Origin of the sequence: Albibacillus kandeliae (assembly GCF_003116585.1) — a bacterium.
In the GTDB taxonomy this organism is placed as follows: Bacteria; Pseudomonadota; Alphaproteobacteria; order Rhodobacterales; family Rhodobacteraceae; genus Albibacillus; species Albibacillus kandeliae.
The window spans coordinates 544,093-568,450 of record NZ_QEHM01000001.1 but is presented as its reverse complement, the minus strand read 5'-3'; the positions used below and the strand labels follow the sequence as shown (position 1 = coordinate 568,450).

The 24,358-nt window shown below is 66.7% G+C and carries 24 protein-coding genes and 1 tRNA gene; 2 read left to right on the top strand and 23 right to left on the bottom strand.

Annotation, left to right across the window (positions count from 1 at the left end; all coding sequences use genetic code 11):
* Positions 1-3: 3 nt before the first annotated feature.
* From DDT93_RS02715 to DDT93_RS02660, 12 genes are all read right to left on the bottom strand, one after another.
* Entirely contained in the window at positions 4-1,254 is a 1,251-nt protein-coding gene (locus tag DDT93_RS02715) for an FAD-dependent monooxygenase (protein WP_109464246.1), read from the bottom strand.
* Between the two features lie 3 nt (positions 1,255-1,257).
* The gene (locus tag DDT93_RS02710) at positions 1,258-1,704 is read right to left on the bottom strand and encodes a cupin domain-containing protein (protein WP_109464245.1); all 447 of its coding nucleotides are present in this window, start codon (positions 1,702-1,704) and stop codon (positions 1,258-1,260) included.
* A gap of 19 nt (positions 1,705-1,723) precedes the next feature.
* Complete coding sequence (locus DDT93_RS02705; RefSeq protein ID WP_109464244.1) at positions 1,724-2,014, bottom strand: YciI family protein; 291 nt, start codon at positions 2,012-2,014, stop codon at positions 1,724-1,726.
* A gap of 26 nt (positions 2,015-2,040) precedes the next feature.
* Entirely contained in the window at positions 2,041-2,757 is a 717-nt protein-coding gene (locus DDT93_RS02700; RefSeq protein WP_109464243.1) for an ABC transporter ATP-binding protein, read from the bottom strand.
* A complete protein-coding gene (locus DDT93_RS02695; protein ID WP_109464242.1) occupies positions 2,754-3,473 on the bottom strand; it encodes an ABC transporter ATP-binding protein in 720 nt (239 codons plus the stop codon). The genes DDT93_RS02700 and DDT93_RS02695 overlap by 4 nt, the downstream gene beginning before the upstream one ends.
* Positions 3,473-4,375 (bottom strand): branched-chain amino acid ABC transporter permease, encoded by a 903-nt coding sequence (locus DDT93_RS02690; RefSeq protein WP_109464241.1) that lies wholly within the window; start codon positions 4,373-4,375, stop codon positions 3,473-3,475. Before DDT93_RS02690 ends, DDT93_RS02695 begins: the two co-directional genes overlap by 1 nt.
* Positions 4,372-5,259, bottom strand: a complete 888-nt coding sequence (locus tag DDT93_RS02685) for a branched-chain amino acid ABC transporter permease (RefSeq protein ID WP_157960078.1) — start codon at positions 5,257-5,259, stop codon at positions 4,372-4,374. The genes DDT93_RS02690 and DDT93_RS02685 overlap by 4 nt, the downstream gene beginning before the upstream one ends.
* Before the next feature lie 146 nt (positions 5,260-5,405).
* The gene (locus DDT93_RS02680; protein WP_109464239.1) at positions 5,406-6,593 is read right to left on the bottom strand and encodes an amino acid ABC transporter substrate-binding protein; all 1,188 of its coding nucleotides are present in this window, start codon (positions 6,591-6,593) and stop codon (positions 5,406-5,408) included.
* 61 nt (positions 6,594-6,654) lie between these two features.
* A complete protein-coding gene (locus DDT93_RS02675) occupies positions 6,655-8,970 on the bottom strand; it encodes a xanthine dehydrogenase family protein molybdopterin-binding subunit (RefSeq protein WP_109464238.1) in 2,316 nt (771 codons plus the stop codon).
* Positions 8,967-9,443, bottom strand: a complete 477-nt coding sequence (locus DDT93_RS02670) for a (2Fe-2S)-binding protein (protein ID WP_198654752.1) — start codon at positions 9,441-9,443, stop codon at positions 8,967-8,969. Before DDT93_RS02670 ends, DDT93_RS02675 begins: the two co-directional genes overlap by 4 nt.
* The gene (locus tag DDT93_RS02665; RefSeq protein ID WP_109464237.1) at positions 9,443-10,282 is read right to left on the bottom strand and encodes an FAD binding domain-containing protein; all 840 of its coding nucleotides are present in this window, start codon (positions 10,280-10,282) and stop codon (positions 9,443-9,445) included. The genes DDT93_RS02670 and DDT93_RS02665 overlap by 1 nt, the downstream gene beginning before the upstream one ends.
* Entirely contained in the window at positions 10,279-10,731 is a 453-nt protein-coding gene (locus tag DDT93_RS02660; RefSeq protein WP_109464236.1) for a CoxG family protein, read from the bottom strand. The genes DDT93_RS02665 and DDT93_RS02660 overlap by 4 nt, the downstream gene beginning before the upstream one ends.
* A gap of 203 nt (positions 10,732-10,934) precedes the next feature.
* On the opposite strand from DDT93_RS02660, the gene DDT93_RS02655 reads away from it, so the two are divergent.
* Positions 10,935-11,540, top strand: coding sequence for a TetR/AcrR family transcriptional regulator (locus DDT93_RS02655; protein ID WP_109464235.1), 606 nt, complete (start codon positions 10,935-10,937; stop codon positions 11,538-11,540).
* Positions 11,541-11,618: 78 nt separating this feature from the next.
* Here DDT93_RS02655 and DDT93_RS02650 read toward each other — a convergent pair whose 3' ends face one another.
* From DDT93_RS02650 to DDT93_RS02620, 7 genes are all read right to left on the bottom strand, one after another.
* Entirely contained in the window at positions 11,619-12,455 is an 837-nt protein-coding gene (locus tag DDT93_RS02650) for a DUF3883 domain-containing protein (RefSeq protein ID WP_109464234.1), read from the bottom strand.
* Between the two features lie 300 nt (positions 12,456-12,755).
* Positions 12,756-12,845: transfer RNA gene (locus DDT93_RS02645), tRNA-Ser, on the bottom strand.
* A gap of 212 nt (positions 12,846-13,057) precedes the next feature.
* The gene (locus tag DDT93_RS02640; RefSeq protein ID WP_112314407.1) at positions 13,058-15,478 is read right to left on the bottom strand and encodes a DUF3772 domain-containing protein; all 2,421 of its coding nucleotides are present in this window, start codon (positions 15,476-15,478) and stop codon (positions 13,058-13,060) included.
* Position 15,479: 1 nt separating this feature from the next.
* Positions 15,480-16,514, bottom strand: coding sequence for a cysteine synthase A (locus DDT93_RS02635; RefSeq protein WP_109464233.1), 1,035 nt, complete (start codon positions 16,512-16,514; stop codon positions 15,480-15,482).
* A gap of 180 nt (positions 16,515-16,694) precedes the next feature.
* Entirely contained in the window at positions 16,695-17,810 is a 1,116-nt protein-coding gene (locus DDT93_RS02630; RefSeq protein WP_109464232.1) for an NUDIX domain-containing protein, read from the bottom strand.
* Positions 17,811-17,842: 32 nt separating this feature from the next.
* A complete protein-coding gene (locus DDT93_RS02625; RefSeq protein WP_109464231.1) occupies positions 17,843-18,283 on the bottom strand; it encodes a TrgA family protein in 441 nt (146 codons plus the stop codon).
* A 153-nt stretch (positions 18,284-18,436) separates the two neighbouring features.
* The gene (locus tag DDT93_RS02620; RefSeq protein ID WP_109464230.1) at positions 18,437-19,378 is read right to left on the bottom strand and encodes a LysR family transcriptional regulator; all 942 of its coding nucleotides are present in this window, start codon (positions 19,376-19,378) and stop codon (positions 18,437-18,439) included.
* A 105-nt stretch (positions 19,379-19,483) separates the two neighbouring features.
* Here DDT93_RS02620 and DDT93_RS02615 point away from each other — a divergent pair, with 105 nt between their 5' ends.
* Positions 19,484-19,723, top strand: a complete 240-nt coding sequence (locus DDT93_RS02615) for a hypothetical protein (protein WP_109464229.1) — start codon at positions 19,484-19,486, stop codon at positions 19,721-19,723.
* 14 nt (positions 19,724-19,737) lie between these two features.
* Here the strand turns inward: DDT93_RS02615 and DDT93_RS02610 are convergent, their stop codons facing one another.
* The 4 genes from DDT93_RS02610 to DDT93_RS02595 all read right to left on the bottom strand — a co-directional run bounded on the left by DDT93_RS02610 (position 19,738) and on the right by DDT93_RS02595 (position 24,328).
* The gene (locus DDT93_RS02610) at positions 19,738-21,162 is read right to left on the bottom strand and encodes a cryptochrome/photolyase family protein (RefSeq protein WP_109464228.1); all 1,425 of its coding nucleotides are present in this window, start codon (positions 21,160-21,162) and stop codon (positions 19,738-19,740) included.
* A 48-nt stretch (positions 21,163-21,210) separates the two neighbouring features.
* Positions 21,211-22,434 carry an aminotransferase class V-fold PLP-dependent enzyme gene (locus DDT93_RS02605; protein ID WP_109464227.1) on the bottom strand — a complete coding sequence of 408 codons (1,224 nt, stop codon included), beginning with the start codon at positions 22,432-22,434 and terminating at the stop codon, positions 21,211-21,213.
* A gap of 149 nt (positions 22,435-22,583) precedes the next feature.
* Positions 22,584-23,123: an RSP_2648 family PIN domain-containing protein gene (locus DDT93_RS02600; protein ID WP_109464226.1), complete on the bottom strand. Its 540-nt coding sequence runs from the start codon at positions 23,121-23,123 to the stop codon at positions 22,584-22,586.
* Positions 23,120-24,328: an RSP_2647 family RNA methyltransferase gene (locus tag DDT93_RS02595; protein WP_109464225.1), complete on the bottom strand. Its 1,209-nt coding sequence runs from the start codon at positions 24,326-24,328 to the stop codon at positions 23,120-23,122. The genes DDT93_RS02600 and DDT93_RS02595 overlap by 4 nt, the downstream gene beginning before the upstream one ends.
* Between the last annotated feature and the right edge of the window lie 30 nt (positions 24,329-24,358).

The following is a 24,358-nucleotide window of genomic DNA, read 5'->3' as shown; positions in this document are numbered from 1 at the left end:
CGGTCAGCGCACCTGCTCGTTGGCAAAACCCGCCATGCGAGAATAGCCGTTCACGATGGCGTCCCGCTCGGCTAAGGGCAGCACCGATTCAAGGTCGTCGAACCGCTCGCCCGGCAGGTCGGCGATCCGCTTCTCCACCTCGTCGATCACCCGTTCCGGCCCGCCCGAGCGGTTTCCGGCCACGACCTCGTTTACCGGGCCAAGCCGTTCCTGCTCGTAGGCGGCCAGCACCTGTTCCGGCGTCCGCCCGCCCGCGTCCCCGCAGAGCCGCCCCAGCGCGCGCGCGTCGAGGATCGCCTGCGCCGAACCGTTGGCGCCAAAGGGGTACATCGGGTGCGCCGCGTCGCCCATCAGGGTCACCCGGCCCCGGGTCCAGCTGGTCAGCGGATCGCGGTCGCACATGGGAAAGTCCCAGAACACGTCGGTCGCATCGACCATGGCGCGGATGTCGGTCTCCGGCACGGTGAAGTGCTCGAGGATCGGGTGCAGCACCTCGGCCTTGGCCTCGCGGTTCCAGTCCTCGCGCCCCGGCGCGGGCGCGCCCGGCTCGGCCTGACGGACGACACAGGCCCAGTTCATCAGCTGCGTGCCCTCCGTGCGGCCCGGCCCGATGGGATAGAAGATGAACTTTCGGTCGATCCCGCCCGAGTTGATGATGGTGTGCCCGTCCATGACGCTCGGCCAGTCCACCGACCCGCGCCACAGCATCAGGCCGGACCAGCGCGGTGCGCCCTCGTCCGGGTTCATCCACCGCCGCACCGCCGAATGGATGCCATCCGCCCCGATCAGCACATCGCCGTCCTCGACCAGCGGGCTGCCATCCTCCCGCCGGAAGGTCGCGCGGACGCCGTCCCCGGTGTCCTCCACGCTCTCGAAGGCCGCGTCGAGCGTCAGCGTCCCCGCCGGCAGCCGTTCGGACACCGCGTCGAGCAGGACATCGTGGATGTCGGCACGATGCGCGGTGATCTGCGGCACGTCGTAGCCCGCCGCCAGCCCGCGCGGCGCGTTCCACACGTCCTGCCCCGCGCGAGTGCGAAAGATCATCCGGTCGGTCTGAACCCCAAGCCGGTCCAGCGCCTCAACCAGCCCGATCTCATCCAAAGCCTTCACCGCGTGGGGCAACAGGGTGATCCCGACGCCAAGGTGCTGAATCTTTGGCACCTTCTCGAAGACCTTGCAGGGCACGCCCGCCTTGTGGAGGAACAGGGCAAGGCTCAGCCCGCCGATCCCGCCGCCCGCGATGATGACCTTCATGCCTCAGCCCTCCGCGCGACGGGTTGCGATCCGCTCGTCCAGCTCTGCCGTGTCCAGTTCCGGCATCAGCACCACGTTCTCCTGCTCGCGCGGGTCGTTGCGCGCGGTCAGCGCAGTGGCAGGCTCGGTCATCGACAGGTTGAAGGCGACATGCGGCACCTCGGCCGGGATGAAGCAGAAACTACCGGGCTCCATCAGGCTCTCGGTTTCGAGGTTCGGGCCGTGCAGCAGGATGATCTTGCCCGACACCGTGTAGATCGCGGTCTCGTAGTCCTTGTGGCGATGGCTCTTGGCGCGGCCCCCGGGCCCGAAGGCCGTGAGGTTCAGCGACAGGTGCTTGGAGCCGACGCTGTTCTCGGAAACGCCGAAGAACTGCGGCATCCCCTGCTTGGCCTGGCTGGTGGTCTCGGGGGTGAAGATCTTCACCTCGGTTCCGTCTGGAGTCGTCATCGCTTGGTCCTCTCTGTTGTCACTTGGTTGAAGGCAGCGGAGCCTTGTTCCACTGCAGCACGCGGTAGTCGGGCCTCAGGCCCGCCTTGCAATAGGGGTCGCCGTCGGCCAGCGCCTGCGCCTCGGCAAGGCTCTCGGCCTCGATCACCCAGAGCGAGCCGCAGAACGGCGCCGTGGGGTCGGTGCGCAGCCCGCCTGCATCGGTGATCCGTCCGCCGCATTCGGCAAGGTAGTCGAAATGCGCACGGGTCAGGTCGGCGTCGATCTGGCCGGGCTGCACATCGTCAAAGAAAATCGCAACATATCTCATGTTTTCATATTCTTGCAGGCCACTTCTCACATCCCGAGGTAAGCGCGACGCACCTCCGGCGCCTCCAGCAGGTCCTGCCCCGTCCCCGACAGCCCGACCCGCCCGTTCTCGAGCAGGTAGGCATGGTCGGCCAGTTCCAGCGCCACCCGCGCGTTCTGTTCGGCCAGCAGGATGGTGAACCCGGCGTCGCGCAATTCGCGGATGATCTCGAACACCTGCTTCACCATGACCGGGGCAAGCCCCAGCGTCGGTTCGTCCATCAGGATCAGCCGGGGCCGTGCCATCAGGCCTCGCCCCAGCGCCAGCATCTGCTGTTCGCCCCCGGACATCAGCCCGGCCAGCTGCCGCCGCCGCTCCTGAAGGCGCGGAAAGCGGCGGTAGACCTCGGCCAGCATTTCCTCGTGCCCCGAGCGCGCCTTGGGCGAAACAGCCCCCAGCCGCAGGTTCTGCTCGACCGTCATGCCCGGGAACACCAGCCTGCCCTCGGGGATCAGGCAGAGCCCGGCATCCACGCGCTCGTGGCTGGCCAGCCCCACGATCTCGCGCCCGTCATACAGCAGGCTGCCCGCGCGCGGCGCGACCAGTCCCGCGAGGGTCTTCATGATGGTGCTCTTGCCCGCGCCATTGGCCCCGACCAGCGTGGTGACGGTTCCGGCGCGGACCCCGAAGGCGACGTCGAACAACACCTGCACCGCGCCATAGCCGGTGTTCAGCCCATGCACCGTGAGAAGCGTATCGGTCATCCGAAGTAGACCTCCTCGACATGCTTGTTGCGCCCGATCTCCTCGGGCGTGCCAAAGGCGATCCGCTCGCCGTGATGCAGCACGAGGATCCGGTCCGAGAGCGTCATCAGCGCGCCGATCACATGCTCCACGATGACAAAGGTGATGCCCCGGCTGCGGCGCAGCTCGGCCAGCGTTTCCAGCATCTCGCCGATCTCGGTGGGGTTGAGCCCCGCCATCACCTCGTCCAGCATCACGAGGTCCGCACCGGTGGCCAGCGCCCGGGCGATCTCCAGCCGCTTCTGGCCCGAGAGCGTCAGACCACCCGCCAGCCCGGCCCGCTGCCGGGTCAGCCCGACCGACTCCAGCGCCTCGTTCACCAGGGTGTCGCGGCTTGCGCGGGACCGGCCACGCCCGCTGCCGTAGATCGCTGCGACCCGCACGTTCTCTTCCACGCTCAGCCCGGCAAAGGGCCTGACGATCTGAAAGGTCCGGCAGATCCCCGCGCGGCAGATCCGGCTCGGGGACAGCCCGGTGATCCGCCGACCGTTGAAATGCACCTCGCCCGTAGTTGGCGCGACATGCCCCGCGATGACCGAGAACAGCGTGGTCTTGCCCGCGCCATTGGCGCCCATCAGGCCAAAGATCTCGCCCTTCTCCACGCTCATGTCGACATTGTTCAGCGCCATCAGCCCGCCGAACCGCTTGCTCACGCCCCTGACGTCCAGAAATGCCATCAGCCCCTCCCCAGCGCGCGATCCGCAAGGCCCGACAGGCCCCGGGGAACAAACAGGATGAAGGCGATGAGCGTCAGGCCCAGCACAATCATGTAGAGTTGCGGCAGGCTCGACCACAGCGCCTCGGACAGCAGCGTAAAGCCCAGGGCGCCCAGAACCGGGCCGCGCACCGTCTCGGTGCCGCCGACCAGCGCCATGGTCACGATGGTGAAGGAGATCACCGGGTCAAAGGCCTGCGCCGGTTCGAAATAGCCGGTCCGCAGCAGGGCCAGCCCTCCGACAGCGCCGGGAATGGTCGCCGAGGCCACGAAGGCCAGCAGCTTAAGCCGTGCCACCGGAACCCCGACCGTTTCGGCAGCGACCTCGTTCTCGCGGATGGCGGCCAGCCCGGCCCCAAGCGCCGAATGGCGCACGGCGGCGGCACCGAGGGTGGCGAGGATGCCAAGGGCGACCATGCACCAGACCAGCACCTCGAAACTCGGCACCATGAAGATCATCCGGCCAAAGCTGCCGAGCGCGGATTCGATCCGCATCACCACGTTGCGCACCAGTTCGGCCAGCCCGTAGGTCAGGATCACGAAGTACGGTCCCTGCACCCGCAGCACCGGCAGGCCGATCAGTCCGGCAAACACCGCCGAAGCCGCCGCGCCCGCCGCCAGCGCAACGCCGAAGGGCACAACCCCGGTCAGCAGCACGCAGACATAGGCGCCGATCCCGTAGAACACCGCATGGCCCAGCGAGAGATAGCCCGTGGTCGAGGAGAGCATGGACCAGCTCTGCGCCAGCGCGATCCACATGGCGAGCTGGAACACCAGCCCCATCAGGTAGGCATCGCCCGACAGCGGCACCAGCAGGCCGCCGATGGCTAGCGCGAGGCCAAAGATGATGTCGAGCGCCTTCATGAACGCACCGCCTTGGTAAAGATGCCCTCGGGCCGGATCAGCAGTACAGCGACGAACAGGCCGTAGATCAGGATCGAGCGGTAACCGGGCGAGGTCAGCGCCACGCCGTAGGTCTCGATCAGGCCAAGGCTCAGCCCCGCCAGCACCCCCGCCCCGATGTTGCCGAGACCGCCGATGATGATCACCACGAAGGCGATGATGGTGAAGGGAAAGCCCATGAAGGGCGTGATCTGTTCGGTCATCGACACCAGCACCCCCGCGATGCCCGCGATGGCAAAGCCCGCGCAGATGATGATCGGCTGGACCCGGTTCAGGTTCACCCCCACGATCTGCGCCGCCTCGCGCCGCTGGATCACCGCGCGCAGCTCCCAGCCGAAGAGGTGAAAGCGCAGGAACAGCAGCGCGGCGATGCAGATGCCCCCGGCCACGCCCAGCGACAGGAGCCGGTTGCCCGTCATGCTCACCCCCTGCCAGGTGATGACCGTGTCGAGGTACTGGTAGCCCCGCGAGGACGAGGTGAAGGCGAGCGCCGTCAGGTTCTGGAGGATCACCGAGATGCCGTAGAACAGGATCAGCGAATTCGCCTCGACCCGCTTGGCAAGGCCCGGGTTGGCCAGCAGACGGCGGAACATGCCCTCGTAGACCGCCCAGCCCAGCAGCGCGCACAGCGCTGCGGCGACGAAGAAGGAGACGACCGGCGGGATCGACAGCAGCGTGAACAGCCAGAAGGCCGTGTAAGCGCCGATCATCACGAGATCGCCGTGAGCGATGTTCAGCAGCCGCAGCGTGCCGTAGACTAGGTTCAGCCCAAGCGCGATCAGCGCATAGAGCGAACCCGAGACCAGCGCGGCAAAGAGCAGTTGTCCGGAGAGAAGCGTATCCAACGACCTGTCCTGTCTGGTAAGCGGCCCCGCGACGTGCCGGTGGCCCGGTGCGCCATGTGGAGGCGGTCTTCCTTGCCCGGAGCTGCGCCCCGGGCCGTTCGTTCGGTGATTTAGCGGCCGGGCCGGAAGAACCCGGCCGCAGCGACCTACCAGCCCTGCTTGGGTTGGTAGTCCGATGTCTTGATCGACTCCGGCCAGACCAGCTCGATCTTGCCGTCCTGGATCTGGACGAACCCGGTCGGGGTGACGTCGTTCTGCACCCCGTCGAACTTCACTTCGCCGTTGATGGTGTCAAAGGTGCCGGTGGCGATCGCCTCGCGCAGCGCCTCGTGGTCCAGACCGGCTTTGGCCACCGCCTGCTGGAGGATCTCCAGCGACATGTACGACAGCGCCGAGTCGAGCGCGTCGGGCTCTTCGCCGAACTTGGCCACATAGGCGTCAAAGAAGGCCTTGCCGCGGGTCCATTCCGTGGCTTCCGGCGACCAGTGGGCCGAGGCGATGATCCCGTCCGCCGCGCTGCCGAACACCTTGCGATAGGCGTCGATGGTGGGCCCGATCAGCGACAGGACGAAGGGAGACTTGAGGCCCAGTTCCTTGGCCTGACCCGCGAACAGGAAGGCATCCGAGGGATAGGTCATCGCGATCACCGCGTCAGGCGCCTTGTCCCGGATCTGCACGAGGCTGCTGGTCATGTCCTTGATATCGGGCGGATAGCTTTCGTCCATCACCACCTCGATGCCCTTCTCCTTCAGTGCGGGCAGGAGGAAACTGCGGAACTCCTGTGCGTAGGGCAGTTCGTTGGCGATGATCGCCGCCGAGGTGATCCCGTTCGCGGCCATCATCTCGGCCAGCGCCGGCCCCATCGCATCGGGAATGGCCGAGGTCGGGAACCAGATGTAACCCGGCGCGACCTTGCGCAGCTGCACCGAAGCGGCGGTGTTGCCCACCATAGGGAACTTGTAGCGCTGCAGCACCGGCGCCAGCGCGAGGTGCATGGGCGTGCCCCAGGGTGCGGCCAGCAGGTCGACCTTGTCCTGCGTGATCAGCTTTTCGTAGATGCGCACAGTATTGGCAGGGTTCGACTGGTCGTCGTAGCTGACGAACTCGACCGGACGCTTCTCGCCGCCCGGCAGTTCGAGGCCGCCAGCCGCGTTCACCTGTTCCTTCCACAGCTCGTAGGGGTTTTCCTGCGAGGGCGCGGCGGCGGCGAAGATGCCGGTGCGCGCCATGGAATAGCCGATGCGGATCGGGTCGGCGGCCCAGGCCGCGCCCGCGACCGAGAGCGCCGCTGCGGCGCCGAGGGCGGCGCAGGCCAGTCTCCTTGTTGTCTTCATGGTGTCACTCCTGTTGGGTTGCTTGTTATGTCTTGTCACTCGCGTCCTGGCGGGGGCCGGTTCAGGTCTTCTCCGCCGCGAGCATGCCGTTCAGCACCCGCTCGCCAGTCAGCGGCAGGTGGTTGTGCCGGAACCCCGTGGCCTGCGCGACGGCATTTGCCAGCGCGCCGGGGGCCGCGTTCAGCCCGATCTCTCCCGCGCCCTTGGCGCCGAAGGGGCCGGTCGGGTCCGGGTCTTCGATGATGTAGGTGTGGATCGCATCGGGCACGTCCCGCATGGTCGGCACCTTGTAGTCCATGAGCGACGGGTTCGCGAGGCGCGGCCCGTCCCAGACCATTTCCTCGAAGAGCGAGTAGCCAAGGCCCTGAACAAAGCCACCGTGAAGCTGCACCTCGACGAGCTTGGGGTTGATGGCCCGTCCGACATCCGCCGCTGACCAAGCCTCGCGCACCGAAACCTGCCCGCTCACCTCGTCGATGTCGACGTCGACGCCAAGCGCGGCGAAGCTGAACACGCCGATGCGCGGGAACGGCAGGCCGAGCGCGATGGCGCGCTTGGGGTCATGGGTCGGCTGGTCGAACACCAGCGTCTCGCTGCCGACAAGCGGCCCGCCAACGGCCCAGTGGGCGCGCCCCGAGATCTGGGCAAATGTCACGTCGCTGTTGGACCCGACCTTGCCGATCCGCCCGCCCTCGCGCAGTTCCAGCTCGTCCACGTCGCAGTCCAGCATCTCGGCCGCTTGCTCCATCGCCTGATCGACGACCTTCTTCGCCGCCGCCTTCACCGCGCGGCCCGTGGTGTAGGTCACGCGCGAGGCCGTGGTGCCCCAGTTGTAGGGCGACCCGTCCGTATCGGGGCTCGCCACCGCGACCTGGTCAAAGGGCAGCTTTAGCTCCTCGGCGCAGATCTGGGCGAGCACGGTGTCAGAGCCCTGCCCGATATCCGTCGCCCCGGTGTTGAGCGAGATGGTCCCGTCTTCCAGCATCTTCACGATGGCCCCGGTGCCCAGCAGGCCCGAGATATGCGCCGTGACCGCCAGCCCGAAGTTGCGCGCCGAACCATCCGCACGGGGCAGCTTCGCCGCCTGCTCGACCGCGTCGAGGCATCCGGCCAGCCCGTTCGAGGCGATCTCCGGCCCGACGAACCAACGGTCTCCCTCGCGCACCATGTTCTTGCGGCGAATGGCGAACGGATCCATGCCGATCCGCTCAGCGATCTGGTCGATCTGCTGCTCGCCCGCGAACAGCACCTGTGGGTTGCCGAAACCCCGGAAGGCCCCGAACCGCAGCTTGTTGGTGTAGACCAGCCTGCCCTCGGCCTTCATGTGCGGGAAGCGATAGGGCCCGCCGCACATCAGCAGCGCATAGCCCATCACCCCCGGGCTGTCGTCGGCAAAGGCGCCGCAGTCCACCAGAACCTCGCAATGCCGGGCCACCAGCGTGCCGTCCTTCTTGGCCCCCGTCTTCATCCGCACCTTGAACGGGTGTCGGGCCCGGACCATCTCGAAATCTTCCTCGCGCGTCAGGATCAGTTTCACCGGCCGCTGCGCCTTCATCGCCAGCGCCACGGTGATCGGCTGGATATGCGGCTCCATCTTGTTGCCGAACCCTGCCCCCACGCGCGGCGTCAGACTGCGCAGCTTCGACATCGGCAACGACAGGCTCTCGCAGACATTGGCCTGCACCCGGAACACCGACTGGTTGGCCGACCACAGCGTCACCCGTCCGTTGGCATCCACCTCAGCCAGCGCCCCGCAGGGCTCCATCGACACATGCGCCTGCGGCTGGGTGGTGTACTCGCCCTCGACGATCACATCGCAACCGGCCCAGGCGCCATCCACGTTGCCTTCCGACAGTTCGGTCCGGCTGCAGAGGTTCCCTTCGGATCCGGCGTCGAACACCTTGATATAGTCGGCGAGCTTTTCGTGGAGGATCGCCGCGCCCTCCTCCAGCCCCTCCTCGGGCGACAGGATCGCGGGCAGTTCCTCGTAATCCACCCGGATCAGACGGCAGGCGGCGCGCGCCTCCGTCTCGGTCCGCGCGGCGACAGCGGCCACCGGCTCACCAACATACAGCACCTTACCCTTGGCGATGGCATGTTCGTCCTTGATGAAGGCCCCCATCCGCCCCTCGCCGACATCATCGCCGGTGATGATCGCGACAACGCCCGGCGCGGCCAACGCCTCGGTCAGGTCATAGCCAAGGATCCGCGCATGCGGATAGGGACTGGCGAGGATCGCGCCATGCAGCATCCCGGGGCGATAGAGGTCGGCGATGTATTCCGCGCGGCCCTGCACCTTCTCGAGGCTGTCCACCTTGGGCACCGACTTGCCAACGGCGCCGCCGGTGAAACTCGGGTTCGGCTGATCGAGGCTCATTGCGCCAGCTCCTCTGCCGCGCCGCAGACAGCGTCGACGATGGTGCGATAGCCGGTGCAGCGGCAGATATTGCCCGAAAGCGCCGACTTCACCGCGTCGCGGCTGGGGCGCGGGACCTCCGCCAGCAGGTTGCGCGCCGACATCAGCATGCCGCCGGTGCAGAAGCCGCATTGCACGCCCCCAGCCTCGACCATGTGCTTCTGCAGCGCGTTCAGAATGCGGTCATCGCTCAGCCCTTCGACCGTGCGCACGTCGTGCCCCTCGCAGCGCGCGGTCAGCGTCAGGCACGAGCGCACCGGCTTGCCGTCGATGATCACCGTGCAGGCCCCGCAGACGCCCTGATTGCAGCCCCGCTTCGAGCTCAGAACCCGCAGGTCCTCGCGCAGGGTTTCCAGCAGCGTCGCCTCCGGGGCCGAGGCCACCTCGACCTCTTCACCGTTCAGGGTAAGGCTGTGCAGCATCTTCTTCGCCATCAGACCGTCTCCTTGGAAATGTCGTTCAGAACCCCGGAAATCAGACGCGGGATCAGTTGCAGCCGGTACTCGGCACTGCCCCGGACGTCGTCCACCGGGTCGGCCTGATCGGCGAGCGCCTTGGCAAACGTCGCAACAGCCTCCGGGTCCCCGAGATGCCCGCACAGGGCCGCTTCGGCCTCGGGGTCGCGGATCGGTCCCGGCCCGCAGGCGCCGATGGCAACCCGCACGCCCTGCCCGTCTGCCTCCAGCGCCATCGCGCAGGAGGCAGTGGCAAAGTCCCCCGATACACGGGCGATCTTGCGATAGGACGACGCCGCCGCGTAGGGCGCGGGCAAGGTGAAGGCGGTGATGATTTCCCCCTCGCCCAAAGCCGTCTCGTACCAGTCCTCGACATAATCCAGGATCGAGACCTCGCGGGTCCCCCCCGGTCCGGCGATGGTCAGCACCGCGTCGCAGCAGGCCAGTGCGGGCAGGTAATCCGCCGCCGGGTCCGCATTGGCGACCGACCCACCCATGGTGCCCATGTTGCGCACCACGCGGTTGGCGATCATGCCCGCCGCCTTGCGCAACACCTCGAGGGACCCCGAGAGCATCTCGCAGGAAGCAGTCTCGGCATGTTTGGTCATCGCGCCGATGCGGATGCGCCCGTCCTCCAGCCGGACGATCCCGGCAAGGCCCGCGATCCGGTCAAGGCTGACAAGGTGCGTGGACTCGACCAGCCCGGCGTTGCGCATTGCGACCAGCGTGGCGCCCCCGGCAATCGGGCGCGCGTCCTCGTGCGCGGCTAGCAGGGCCACGGCCTCTTCCACGGTCGTCGGAAACAGAAGCTCGGTCATGCGCTCACCCCCAGCTTTGCGCGGAAGTTCTCGACAAAGACCCCGGCAAGCTGATCCGCCTTCTTGCGAAAGATGCCGAGCCCGAACTTGCCAAGGCGCCCGGTCATCGAGACATCGGCCTCGTAGCTGACCAGCGTTCCGCCCTCCGGCGTCTCGGCCAACCGCAACACATTCTCCGACGACACCACGCTGGCGCGCGTGCCCTCTTCACCCGAGGTACGCGACAGGACCGTATGCGGAGCCTCTTCCGACACCACTTCGACCTTGAGGTTGAAGGTCGCCTTGATCGGCCCGACCTTGACCGAGACCTGCGATCGGTAGGTCGTGGCGTCGATCTGCTCGATTCCCTCGCAGCCCGGAATGCACTGCACCATCACCTGCGGATCGCGCACCTTTTCCCAGACCTCGGCGCGCGGCGCGTCGATCTCGAATTCTCCGGCGATCTTCATTGCGCCGCTTTCCCGGCCATCGCGCGGGGCGATGCCGTGAAGACAGATCTCGGGTGGCTGCAGACTCTGTGCATTAAGGGCTCCCGGTTGGTTCCGCGCTCTATCGGCGCATTAACGAATGACGTTCTTTAATCAGTCGCAAAACGCTTGATTCTGTCAATAGCGAATGTCATTCGTTTACCGAGCAGAAGGAGAACCACCCAATGGCGCGTCAGAAAAGCGAGCAGGTCAGACAGGCGATCCTGGACGCCGCCCACACGTTGTTCACCGAAAAGGGCTATATCGCGACGACGATCAGCGCGATTGCGCGCTCGGCCAATACTTCGCAGTCCAACGTCTACGTCTACTTCGCGTCCAAGATCGAAATCGCCTTCGCGGTCTTCGACCCGTGGATGCGCGCCAAGATGATCGAACTCGAGAGCAACGTCGGCGCCACACGTGGCGCCGAAGCCAAGCTGGAAGCGATGGTCACCGGCCTGCTGAACGGCATCGCCGCCGATCACAGCGGCCAGACCCTGACGCTGGTTCAGGCGCTCGCCACCGCCAAGCCCACCGACAACTACAGCTCCACCCTGCTGAACTGGACGATGGAGCGACTGCGGGTAATGATCGCCGACGCCGTCCCCGCCAGCACCGCGGACGAACGCGAAGCGCTGGCCCAGGCCCTGATGCTGGCATTCGACGGAGTGGCCCTGCGCCAGAACCTCCGCCGGGGCGAGATCCAGGGCGAACCCTCCACCGCCGCCTTCCACCACCTGTTCCAGCCAATGATCGACCGCGCCACCGCCAAGGAACCCGCGCGGACCTGATCCGTTGAACGCGCGCATAGGTAGCCGGGTTGGGAAATGTCTTCGCTGAATGAGAGTACTAAGAGCGCCGCGAAGTGCTTACTGAAAAATTGCCTGGAAGGACGTGGCCGTCAGTGTGACGTGCGCATCCAGAGGCGGACGCAATTCGAACGCCTTGGGTTCACGCGAGAAGTTCCAGAGGCGGACTAGGGACCACTCCGAGCGTCGTTCCTCTGCGACCGCAAGCTCGTTCCGACTGATGTGAAACGGAGTGCGCTCCCATCCGTTCGTGGTCTTGACTTCGATTAACCGTGACGCGCCCTCCGGAGTGAAACTCGAGATATCATAACCAGCGCCGTCACCGTCTTCTTCCGACACCCAACGCACTTCATTGGCCAGGTCATCGCGCCCCAAAGAGGTCAAGACCGCACGTTCGTGGGCAAGCACGCGCTCCTCACCGGCACGGCCGAGGGCACGGTTTCGCTCGTCCCGAGCCGCCACGTCGAACTTGCGGGCGATGTGCAGCATCTGCTCAAGTTCCTGCGGCGGTGGCTGATTGGACAGCGTCGGCGGTGGCCCAATCCAAATCGGCGCGGCCTCGGCCAGGCCGGTCGGCGGAGGCGCAGCGGCATGACGACCAAGCCAAACTGGATTCATCGCCAGCCAGCGCGCCACGGCATCCACAAGCGTCATCTGGAAATTGAAGGCAGGCTTGTAGCCCGAGATCCAGTCCTCGCCGAGCCCCTTAAGGACCGCGCTGATATTCTGATGCTTGAACTCGACTGAACCCTCAGACCTGTCATTGAGCAGCGGCAACAACCCACGCCGGTGCGCTGCCTTGTTGTAAGGGCGGCCACAGATGTCGTCGGACAGCATCGCGAAGTAATCCGCGACGATCAGGTCATTCTCTTGATCTGTCCAAGGCCCGTTTGACATTGCGCCAGGCTATGAGCGCAAAGTGCGTTTGTCATCAACAACTTCGCCCAGCTCTCTAGAGCCGTACGTACCCAGCCGCCCCTTCGACTCCATCTCGGTTTGGATCGGATCAAGTCTGATCCCACAGAACAGTCGTCTTACCGAGTGTGAATTGCTGGTGGAAAGAGACTATGCGCGGCGGGAGAGCGTTTCCACGCGAAGATCGTCTGACGGAACGGTGAGTTCTGTCTTCAAACCCCTCTCGTCCGGCAAGAAAAAAGGCCCCGACCGGGACCTTGCCACTCACGTGTGATGTGATGATGGCGGAGAGACAGGGATTCGAACCCTGGAGACGGTCTCCCGCCTACACACTTTCCAGGCGTGCGCCTTCGACCACTCGGCCACCTCTCCGTGAGGCGGTTATGTGCCGGATCGGGACGGGCAATGCAAGATCGGAAATGCCGGAATCTGACGGGAAAGACGCAAAATTTTCCGCCTCCCCAAGCGCAGCCCATGATGGTCGGCGCCACAATGCCCGCAGACGCCCCTGCCGGGCGCCTCTCGTGTCGGCTCTGGCAGTCGCTGGCGGCAAGGGCAACGCAGCGGGGCGTCGCCCCGCCCCGTCAGTCGTCGTCGGCCTCGCCCTCGGCGTCCTTCTCGGGCGGCGCGTCGGGCGCGCCCTTGGTACGCGGGCCCTCGTCTTCGGCCACGGCAGCCGGCGGCGGCGCCACCGGCGGGGCGCGCAGGGCCTCCGGGTTGCGCAGCCAGATGTCGCGCTGTGCAAAGGGAATCTCGATGCCTTCCTCGCCGAAACGGCGGGCGATCTCGTGGTTCATCTCGGACTGCACCGCCAGCACCCAGTTCACGTCCCGCAGGATGGCGCGAATCTCGAAGTTCAGGCTGTCCGCCCCGAAGGCGCGGAACACCACGTTGGGCGCCGGATTCGCCAGCACCATGGGATGCGCCCCCGCGATCTCCTGCAGGATCTTCTCGACCTTTCGGGTATCGGTGCCATAGGCTACGCCCACCGGCACGATCACGCGGCCGATGGTATTGCCCCGGGTGTAGTTCGTCACCGTGCCCGAGATGAAGTCGGAGTTCGGCACGATGACATCGGTCCGGTCGAAGGTCTCGATCCGGGTGGAGCGGACCGAGATGTCACGCACGTAGCCCATCTGGCCGCCGACCTCGATCCAGTCGCCCTTGGCGATCGGCCGCTCGATCAGCAGGATGATCCCCGAGACGAAGTTCGACACGATGTTCTGCAGGCCGAAACCGATCCCGACCGAGAGCGCCCCGGCCACGTAGCCAAGCGCGGTCAGGTCGATTCCCGCCGTAGTGATGGCGGCAAGCCCCGCCACCGCAATCCCGACATAGCCGATGCCCGACAGTATCGCGGTCTGGCCGCCCGGATCGATCCGGGTCTTGGGCAGGACCGATGTCCGCAGCGCGGCCTGCAGCAGGCGGGTCATCATGTAGCCGATGGCGAAGATCACCGCGAAGGTCACGAAGTCGGTCGGCGAGATCTGGGTGTCGCCGATCACCAGCCCCTCGCGGAAACGGGCCCAGACCTCGGTCAGGTCGGTGACGCGTGCCCCCCAGATCAGGGCAAGGAACGGCAGCGCGCAGATGCTCAGCAGGAAGCCGACGAGAACCGGCACCAGCCCGCCCTGCTCGCCCTCGCGCGGGCCGGTGACCAATGCGTTGACGTCGAAGACCAGCCGCTGCAGCACGCTGACGAGGCCGAGCAGCAGCAGCGTGTTCACCGCCGGATAGACCAGCGCCGTGCCCGCAGCGCCATAGCCGATCCCGACCAGCAGCGGCGCCACGATCCCGATCACCATCACCGCGCGGCCGATCAGCCAGATCACCCGCCCGGTAAAGGTCTGCTCGTCGTCCTCGGCCGAGACCTGCACCTTGGCGAGGATCTGGCCCAGACGGAACAGGGTCATCCCCGATACGAAGACGACTGGGAAATCCAGCAGGTAGCGCGTCGCCTCGGTCAGCGACCCGGACTCGCTCAGCAGGCTGACAAAGTCGTGCACCACGAGGCAGACAGCCAGGATCAGCGAATAGAACCGGGCCTCGGCCCGCCGGAACGACTCCAGCGACACGGTCGCGACGTCATCATCGCGCGAGAATACCTGGTCGCCGAGCCACCAGATCAGCAGGATCGTCGTCCCCCAGCTGGCCATCCGCATCACGAAGGGTTCCAGCCGGTCCCCCACCATGCCGGTGATCTGAAAGGCCGAGATCAGCAGGATCAGCCCCGCCAGCGGCAGGACGATCTGGCCCAGCGATACGAGGAAACGCCAGACGCCGGTACCGCGACGGGCCCGCTTGCTCAGCCATGTCACGATATGTGTGGCCCAGGCGCGGCCGCGCAGGATCAGCACCAGCCCCAGCAGCGCCAGCACCACCACCACCGGAAGGTTGTTGCGCATCTCGGTGCGGCGCTCGTCGGACTGCCACTGTGCGACGGTGTCCTCGACGATCTCCGAGAAGGTTCGGGCCACCACCTCGGCCGCGGGCGTCCAGCGGGCGGGATTCAGCGGTGAGGGCTGCAGTTCCAGAAGCTGGTCGGTGCGCCGCTCGCGGATCAGGTTGTCGATCTCGCGGATCAGCCCGTCGGCACGGCGATAGGCCTCTTCCGCCGCGATCACCGGGGCCCGCAGGTCGGCCAGCTGCTTGTTCAGCTGCGCCCGCCGCTCCGCCACGTCCTGCGATTCCGGCGCTTCGCCGTTCTCGGTGTTCGGGGCCGGCCCCAGCGCGCTGATCTGCGCCTGCAGGGTGGCGATCCGGTCAGAGTTCTGGCTGGACGACGCAAGGAAGGTATCGCGCCAGTTCGCAAGGTCGCTGCGCATCGAATCGAGCACGTCGTCCGAGGCGTCGCCCGCCTCGGTCGCCTGCTCGGCCTTGTCCGCCAGCTGTTGCCAGGCGGCCATGTCGGGGGCGGTCTCGGCTAGGCTGACCGAGGCCAACAGGCACAGGATCAGCGCGACGAGAAGCCCCCCGAAACGCGCAATCGGGCGCGCAGCGCTCATGTTAGCCGTCCACGAACACGCCGGGAATGGACGCGGGGGCGCGGTCGAGCCAGGTGGGAACCGGCAGCCCCTTGTCCGCCAGGAACTCCGGGTTGAACAGCTTGGACTGGTAGCGGGTGCCATAGTCGCACAGCACGGTCACGATGGTCTTGCCCGGGCCCATCTCGCGCGCCATGCGCACGGCGCCTGCGATGTTGATGCCCGAGGAGCCGCCGACGCAGAGACCTTCATCGGTCAGCAGGTCGAAGACGTAGGGCAGCGCTTCCTCGTCCGGGATCTGGTACATCATGTCGGGCCGGAACCCTTCGAGGTTGGCGGTGATGCGGCCCTGTCCGATGCCCTCGGTGATCGAGCTGCCCTCGGGCTTGGCCTCGCCGTCCTTGTAGAGCGAATAGACCCCCGACCCCATCGGATCGGCCAACCCCACCGTCACGCCCTTGGGCTGCAGCGCCATGCCGACCCCGGCCAGCGTTCCACCGGAACCGACCGAGCAGATGAAACCGTCGACCTTGCCCTCGGTCTGTTCCCAGATCTCGGGCCCGGTGCTGTCGATATGCGCCTGACGGTTCGCCACGTTGTCGAACTGGTTGGCCCAGATCACGCCGTTGGGCTCGGACTGCGCCAGTTGCTCGGCCAGCCGCTCGGAGTAACGGACGTAGTTGTTCGGGTTCTTGTAGGGCGCCGCCGGCACCTGGACCAGTTCGGCCCCGGCCAGCCGGATCATGTCCTTCTTTTCCTGGCTCTGGGTCTCGGGAATGACGATGACCGTCTTGAACCCCATCGAGGCTCCCACCAGCGCGAGGCCGATCCCGGTGTTCCCGGCGGTGCCTTCGACGATGGTTCCACCCGGCTTGAGCTGGCCCTTGGCCATGGCGTCGCGGATGATCCACAGCGCGGCGCGATCCTTCACGGATTGCCCCGGGTTGAGGAACTCGGCCTTGCCGTAGATGTCACACCCGGTGTCCTCGCTGACGCGGCGGAGCCGGATCAACGGCGTGTTTCCGACGGCCTCGGCCAGATCGTTTGCAATGCGCATGAAACGCTCCTCCTGATCAGTCACTTACACCTGTAGCCCCGGTTTCGCGGGACCTCAAGAGACCGGCGGCAAAGCCACGCCGAACGCCTGTCCGCCGCCGGGCCGTGACCGGCGACATATGGCAGGCACCAAGGCCCGACAACCGGACGAAATCCGGCCCCCGGCCCGCTCCCGCAAACGTTATCCTTTATTTCTCAGCCTGTCGCGGTGCCGCGCCAGCCACAGCGCGGTCGTCACCAGCGGCATGTCGCGCCACGTGCAGTCGTCCACGCCCTGCATCAGCTCGTCAAAGCTCAGCAGGCGGCTGCGCAGATCCTCGCCCTCGCCCGCAACGCCGCCGCCCCCCTCGGGCAGGTCCGGCAGATCGCAGATGCCGACATAGAGCGTGAGGTACTCGTTCGAGGCCCCGGTCGAGGAATAGGCCTCTCCCACCTTCTCGAGCCGGTGGGGCGTCAGGCCCGCCTCTTCCTCCGCCTCGCGCATGGCGGCCTCTTCCGCCGTTTCCCCCGGATCGACCAGACCCGCCACCGGTTCCCAGACCCAGGGCGCACGGTCGCCCGCAAGGTACACCGGCGCCCGGAACTGTTCGACCAGCAGCACGCGGTCGCGCACCGGGTCATAGGGCAGAACCACCGCCGCCTCGCCCACCATGAAGGCGCCCCGGTTCAGGACCGGGCTCATCTGGCCGTCGTGGCGGCGATACTGAAGGTCCACTTCCTCGATCGAGAAGAAGTTCACGTAGGGTCTGCGGTGCGTATGCACGACCACGTCCTGCGCAAGGTCCCGCTCTGCATCGGCGGGACGGCCCTGCGCGGCAATCCATGAATGCGCGCGAATGGCGATGGGCACGAACCGCTTCTCCATCTTGGCCGCGTCCATGCGCCCGAACCACGCCATGATCTCGATGGCGGCGCGCATCTGCTGGTCGGCCCATCTCCCGGCCCAGTCCGCCAGCGACCACGGCGCACCCACCGGCCACCGGTTCTCGGCGGGAAAGAAGACCTGCGCCTCCACCTCCGCCGCACCGGCGCGCACCGGCACCGGGCGCAGCCCATAGTCAAAGGCCCCCTCGTAGAACCGAAGGCGCTCCACGTCGCCATCGCCCAGCCCGCGCGCCAGCAGCCCCTCGGCCCGCCCCCCGGCCTCGGCCCGGATCACCGGAAAGGCTTCGTCCCGTGCCCAATAGGCAGAGTGCCCCTCCAGCACCGCCGGGGCGAGGTTCAGGTCGGTGCGGCCCAGAACCCGCTCCAGCAACGGGACATGACAAAGGGTTCCGTAAAAGAATAGATCGGCCACTACGGCGTCTCCTTGTCAGCGGGGAGGAAGAGTCAGCGCCAGGTGCGCCATGCATATTCGGTGGCGAGCCCCGCCAGCAAGGCCCCGACCAGCAGCGTGATCAGGATATTGGGCACCATGATGGTAAGTGCATAATCCGCAGACAGTCGGAACGCCGCGCTGAGCGCATCGATGGGGTTGTCGTAGCGGCTGCGCACGGCGCGCCGCAGCATCTCGTAGAAGCCCTGAACGAAGAGCGCCCACAGGACCATGACGATCACCGCCGTCAGGCCGGTGTTGATCGCCGGTGTGATCCCGCGCCCGGCGCGCTTGCCCATGATGACCCAGCCACACAGCAGGCCGATGACCATGTTCACCGGGGTGAAATAGCCAAAGTCCATGCCTTCCTCCATCAGGGGCATGACCTGCCCCGAGACGATGAAGGCAATCAGCGCGAGCGAGAAGGCAGCGACAAGACGGGCGGCGTCGGGCATTTCGGGTCCATACTACGGGCGTCGCGGATCAGGGCCGCGTCATGCAGGCAATGTCCAAGCGGGGCCCCGCGTCGTCAAATGGAAGTTTCACATTTGTCGGAACCTGTTGTGGAAACTCACCGCGTTTCCTGACTGTCCGCACAGCTGATCCCGTTAGGCCCCCGGCCCCGCGACGCCCGGATAGCGTTGCTGGCAACAGGCCTGCACCGCCATCGCCCGATAGGCCGCCCGGAACCGCGGTGCAAAGAACGCAGCAAAGGCGCGCACCTCCGCCCGGCGATAGGCATCCGGCCCGATCAGCAGCCACGAGGAGACATCGGTTCCCTCCGGCGGATCGAAGCAGCGCACCAGCGACGGATAATCAAACGCAAAGGCAACGGGAACCGGCCCGATCCCAAGACCCGCCTCGATACTCGCGGTCATCGACTCCGTGTCGCTTGAACGTGTCACGATCTGCTCCGGCGTGATCCGGCGGAGCAACCAGTCGTTCAGCAGCATGGTCGGAGGTGCCGGGTCGAAGACGACGAACCGGTGCCCCGCGAACTCCTCTGGCGAGCGCGGCAAACCGTAACGGTCCGCATAAGCGCGTGACGCAAAGAGCGTCGACTTCACGTCGGTCAGCTTCGTGCAGATCAAGCGGTCGTCCCGGACCGCATGCGAGATGCGGATCGCGACATCCGCCTCACCGGCTACGAGGTCCAGCACCTCGTAGCTCGATATCAGTTCGAACCGCACGCTGGGATGCAGGCGGCAAAACTCGGCAAGGATCGACGAGAAGGTCGGCGAAAAGTTCCTCCGGGGCGCGGTGATCCGGATCGCCCCGTCGCGCAGGCTCCGCGCACAATGCGCCGCCTGGTCCAGCGCCTGCGCCGCCTCCTCCATTCGGCAGGCATGATCCATCAGCTGGCGCGCGGCGGCGGTCGGGTGAAAGCCGCGCGTGTCCCTCTCGAACAGCAGCAGCCCCAGATCGTGCTCCAGCGCCTCGATCCGGCGCGCCACGGTGGGCTGCGACAGCCCAAGCCGCCGCGATGCCGCGAGCGTGGAGCCGTCTCGGCAGACGGCCAGAAAGACCCGGATGTCCGACCAGTTCAGCATGACGTTCTACATTTCTGAAGAGCGGTCCAACATTCTAACGGATACCACGAAACCCCTGCGTCACCTAGCCTCGAGTAAGGTTCCCATCCCAACGCGGAGGCAGAAATGGCATCGCTCGACACAGTCCCGGGGCTGACCTGGTTCCAGCACCTGCGCATCACCCTTGCGTCCGGTACCTCGCAGTTCTGGCGCCCGCGTCCGCGGGTTTTGCCCGGCGCCCCGCAGACCGAAACGGACAAAACCCGCCGCGCCTTCGTGCGCGAAATGATGGACCTCCACCCCGAGGCCTTCGCCCACGAGAACGACATCCGCAGCCTGTTCGGCTGCTGCCCCGGCGGGTACTGAGGGTCAGCCGGGCTTCAGCCCGCCCGGTTGGAATAGGCCGCGAGAGCCGCCTCCCGGCCCTCCTTCAGCCCGACCACGGGTTTCGGGTAATCATCCCCCGGCCCCATAGCCCAACGCCTTGGGATGGCATCGAAGTAACTCAGCGCATCCTTGCCGGGCGATCTCTGCCCCTCGGCGATCCAGCGCGAGACGTAGCGGCTGTCCGGGTCGAACTTCTCGCGTTGGGTCTCCGGGTTGAACACCCGGAAATAGGGCGCCGCATCGGGCCCCGAGCCAGCCGTCCACTGCCATCCCAGCGCGTTGCTGGCCGGATCCCAGTCGGTCAGGCAGTCCTCGAACCATTTCTGCCCGATCCGCCAGTGGCACATCAGGTGCTTGGTCAGGTAGCTCGCGACGATCATCCGCACCCGGTTGTGCATACGTCCCGTCACGTACATCTCGCGCATCCCTGCATCGACGAAGGGCACGCCGGTGCGCCCCTTCTTCCACGCCCAGACCTCGGCACGGCGCTCGTCCTCGTTCCACGGAAAGGCGTCCCAGTCCTCGCGCCAGTTGCCCGACACCAAGCGCGGCGTGTGATGCATCAGGTGGTAGGCGAACTCGCGCCAGACCAGTTCCTTCTGAAAGGTCGCCGCCTCGTCGGCACCGCCCTCGCGGGCCCGCTCCGCCGCGTACCAGCAGCGGTTCGGACTGATCTCGCCAAGGGCGAGGTTCTCCGACAGCCCCGAGGTCGCATCCTTGCCCGGAATATCCCGGTCGCGCCGATAGCGGTCGATCAGCGCGTCGGTGAAATAGTCCAGCCGGTTCACCGCCGCCTCTTCACCCACCCTCTGATGCGCCAGCATGACCACGGCCCCCCTGTTCATCGCCGTGCCAAGCTGCCAGTCCGCCAGCGTCTCGCTGTCGGGCCAGCCGTTCGGCGCGGGGATGCGGGCAGGCGCACGCAGGGGCTCTTCAACCACGCGGGTGCTGACCGTCCGCCAGAACGGGGTAAAGACCTTGTAGTAATTCCCCTCGCCAGTCTCGACGGTCCAAGGCTCGAACATCAGGTGCCCGCCGAAGGAGCGCGCGTCGATCCCCGCCGCCTTCAGCTCCGACTTCACCTTCGTATCGCGCGCCACGCTCTCTGGATCGTAAAGGCGTGACCACCAGACCGCGCTCGCCCTGGTCTCCTCGACCAGCCGCTGCAACTGTTCCAGCGCCTTGCCGCGCCGCAGGATCAGGCGGCTGCCCTTCTCCTCCAGCCGCCCGGCGAAATGCTCCAGCCCAAGCCCCAGCCGCCACTTAGGCGCCGCGCCCAGCCCCTCGGCCACCTCGTCGAGCAGGAAAACCGGTATCACCGGCCGCCCGCTCGAACAGGCGGCGCTCAGCGCCGGGTGATCGCTCAGGCGCAGGTCGCGCCTGAACCACAACAGTATCGGGGATGTCTCGTCGGTCATGCCTGTTCCTTCGCCTCGCGGACTATACGTAGCCCGCAAGGCTGTGGTTCACAGGATGTCGTCGAGCGCGTTCAGCAGCCGGTCGACTTCGGCCTTGCTGGTGTAGTGGGTAAAGCTCAGCCGCAGCACGCCCTTGTCCGGGCTGACGCCCATGCCTTCGAGCGCACGGTTGGCGTAGAAGTCGCTGGCCCCCGCCATGACGCCCCGCGCCGCGAGCTTGTCGTTGGCCTCGAACGGATCGGCGGCCAGCGCCAGCGCCACGGTCGGCGCCCGGTTCTCCGCCTCTGCGGGGCCAAGCAGGCGCACCGCATTGCGTGCCTTCACGGCGTCGAGCAGCGGTTGCAGCAACTCGACCTCGCGGGCGCGCATCAGGTCGTGGACGAACTCGCCCCGCGCCACGGCGGTGCCTTCCGGCGCTCCGTGGTGTGCGGCCAGCGCTTCGACGTAATCCGCCATCCCGGCACAGGCCGCGATCTGGGCGTGGTCCGGGCCTGCCGGAGTGAACCGCTTGTAGAGCACGTCGCCGTTGAAATAGTGCCCCTGGTTCGGCAGCAGCTCGGCCAGAGGGCGGCGCACCACCATCAGGCCCTGATGCGGGCCATAGGTCTTGTAGGCCGAGAACAGGTAGATATCCGGCCCCAGCTCTCCCACGTTCGGGAACCCGTGCGGCGCATAGGACACCCCGTCGACGCAGACAAAGGCGCCCGCCGCGTGGGCCATCGCGGTGATCTCGACCACCGGGTTGATCTCGCCCACCACGTTGGAACATTGCGGGAAACAGACCAGCCGCACGCTCTCGTCCAGCAACGGCTCAAGGTCCTCGGGGTCAAGGTGCCCGGTCTCGGGGTTCATCCGCCACTCGCGGACCTCGATGCCCTCGTCGGCCAACCGCCGCCACGGACCCGAGTTGGCCTCGTGGTCCTGATTGGTGACCACGATCGCCTCGCCCGGCTTCAGCCATTTGCGGAAGGCCTGCGCCAGCACATAGGTGTTCTGCGTGGTCGAGGGGCCAAAGCTCAATTCGTCCCCCGCGACGCCAAGCAGCGCCGCCATGCGCGTGCGCGCCTCGTCCATCTCCTCGCCGCCAAGACGCGAGGGCGAGGCCGGACCATAGGGCTGGGTCTTGCGCTCGGTGTAAAAGCGCGTGAGCCGGTCGATCACGAAGCCGCAGGCATAGGAGCCCCCGGCATTCTCGAAATTGGCGATCTCGGCGGTCGCATCCTGCGAAAAGGCCGGGAACTGGCTGCGGACAAAGTCTGAATCAAGTGTCATGGGCGAAGAGAAATAGGAAAAGCCTCCCCTGCGCAAGCGGGAGCACGCGGCAGGATGCACCGGCAGTCTCGCCCAAAACCCCGGCACTTCGCCGGACAACCTGACATGATAATTTAAATTCAGCATGAAACCTGCTGAAAATGAACGATTTACCCGAGAGCCTTGGCAAGTCGTGGCAGGCGCGCTTTCTTCAGCAGCGGGCGCATCTCCCAGTCCTTGTCCGAGAGTTGGCGCGCACGTTCCAGCACCTGCGCGGCCGCCGCCGCCACATCCTTGGGATGCTCCAACCACAGACCGTGCAGGTAGCCATCGGGGTCGACCCGGTCGAGGTCTTCCTCGGCGAGGATGTTGCGCGGAAAGTCCTTGGCGTTGAGCGTCATGATCAGGTCCGCCGAGCCAGCGACCGCCACGGCCAGCACGTGCCGGTCCGCCGGGTCCGGCAGCCAGAGCCGCGCCTCCACGCCCGGAGCCGGCGACAGCTCAGCGCGGGGCCAGTCGGCCCGCAGCATGGCGATCTCGGCCCGCGCCTGCGCCTCGCCCTCGGGGCCCAGCTTGATCGCCGCCCGCGCCCATTCCTCAAGGATGCGGGCTGACCAGAGCGGCGTGAAGTGGCCCTTCCGCGCCACCGCCAGAACCATCTCGCGCATCACCGTCGGGTAAAGGACGCAGGTGTCGATGACTACCTTCACAGCCGGAAGAACACCGCCTTGAGGTAGCCGCTCTCGGCCAGTTGCGGCAGCTGCGGGTGATCGGGCCCGGCAAAACCCGTCGCGAGCAGCTGGGCCGACCGTCCGGCCCTGCCGATCCCCCGAACCGAGGCGTCGCGGAACCGCTGCAGGTCCGCCGCGTGCGAACAGGAACAAAGCCCGAGGTAACCGCCCGGCGCCACCAGCGGCGCGGCAAGGCGCGCGACCCGCTCGTAGGCGCGCAGCCCGGCTTCCAGCGCCTGCTTGCTGGGCGCAAAGGCGGGCGGATCGCAGACCACGAGGTCAAACTGCGCGCCCTCCTGCCCCAGCGCTGTCAGCACGTCGAAGGCATCGCCCAGCCGGGACGAGAAGCGCTCGGAAACACCCATCGCGGCGGCACCGCGCGCGGCAAGGTCCAGCGCAGGGTTCGACCCGTCGACGCAAAGCGCCGACTCGGCCTCGTTGGCCAGCGCGGCAAGGCCGAAGCCCCCCACATGCGAGAAGACATCGAGAACCCGCGCCCCGCGCGCCAGCGAGGCGGCAAAGGCATGGTTCGGACGCTGATCGAAGAACAGGCCGGTCTTCTGCCCGCCGGTCAGGTCGGCCATGTAGGTGGCCCCGTTCATCGGCACCGGGATCGGCGCCTCGGGCGCCGTCCCCAGCAGCACCGAGGAAACATCGTCGAGCCCTTCGAGCGCACGGGTCCGGCCCGAGGCGTTCTTGAGGATCGTGGTCACGCCTGTGACCTCGGCGAGCGCCTCGGCCAGCTCGGTGATATGGGCGTCGGCCCAGGCGGCATTGGGCTGCACGACACAGGCCTCGCCGAAGCGGTCGATCACCACCCCCGGCAGCCCGTCGGCCTCGGCATGGACCAGCCGGTAGAACGGCTTGTCGAACAGCCGCTCCCGCAGCTCCAGCGCCCGCGACAGGCGCGTGGCGAACCAGCCCCGGTCGATCACCGCCTGCGGATCCTGATCCAGCATCCGGCACACGATCCGCGACTGGGTGTTCACCGCAACCACGCCGAGGGGCGTTCGCTCGCCATCCTCCAGCACCGCGATCGCGCCGGGCGGCAACGCCTTGGTGCGCCGGTCGGTGACCAGGTCGCTGTCATAAACCCAGGGGAATCCTCGCCGCAGTCCACGGGCATTTGCCTTGGGCTTGAGCCGCACGCGCGGGAGGTCGAAAAAGGAAGAAGGCGCCGTCATGGCGCCCTCTTATCCCGGCTGATGAAGCGG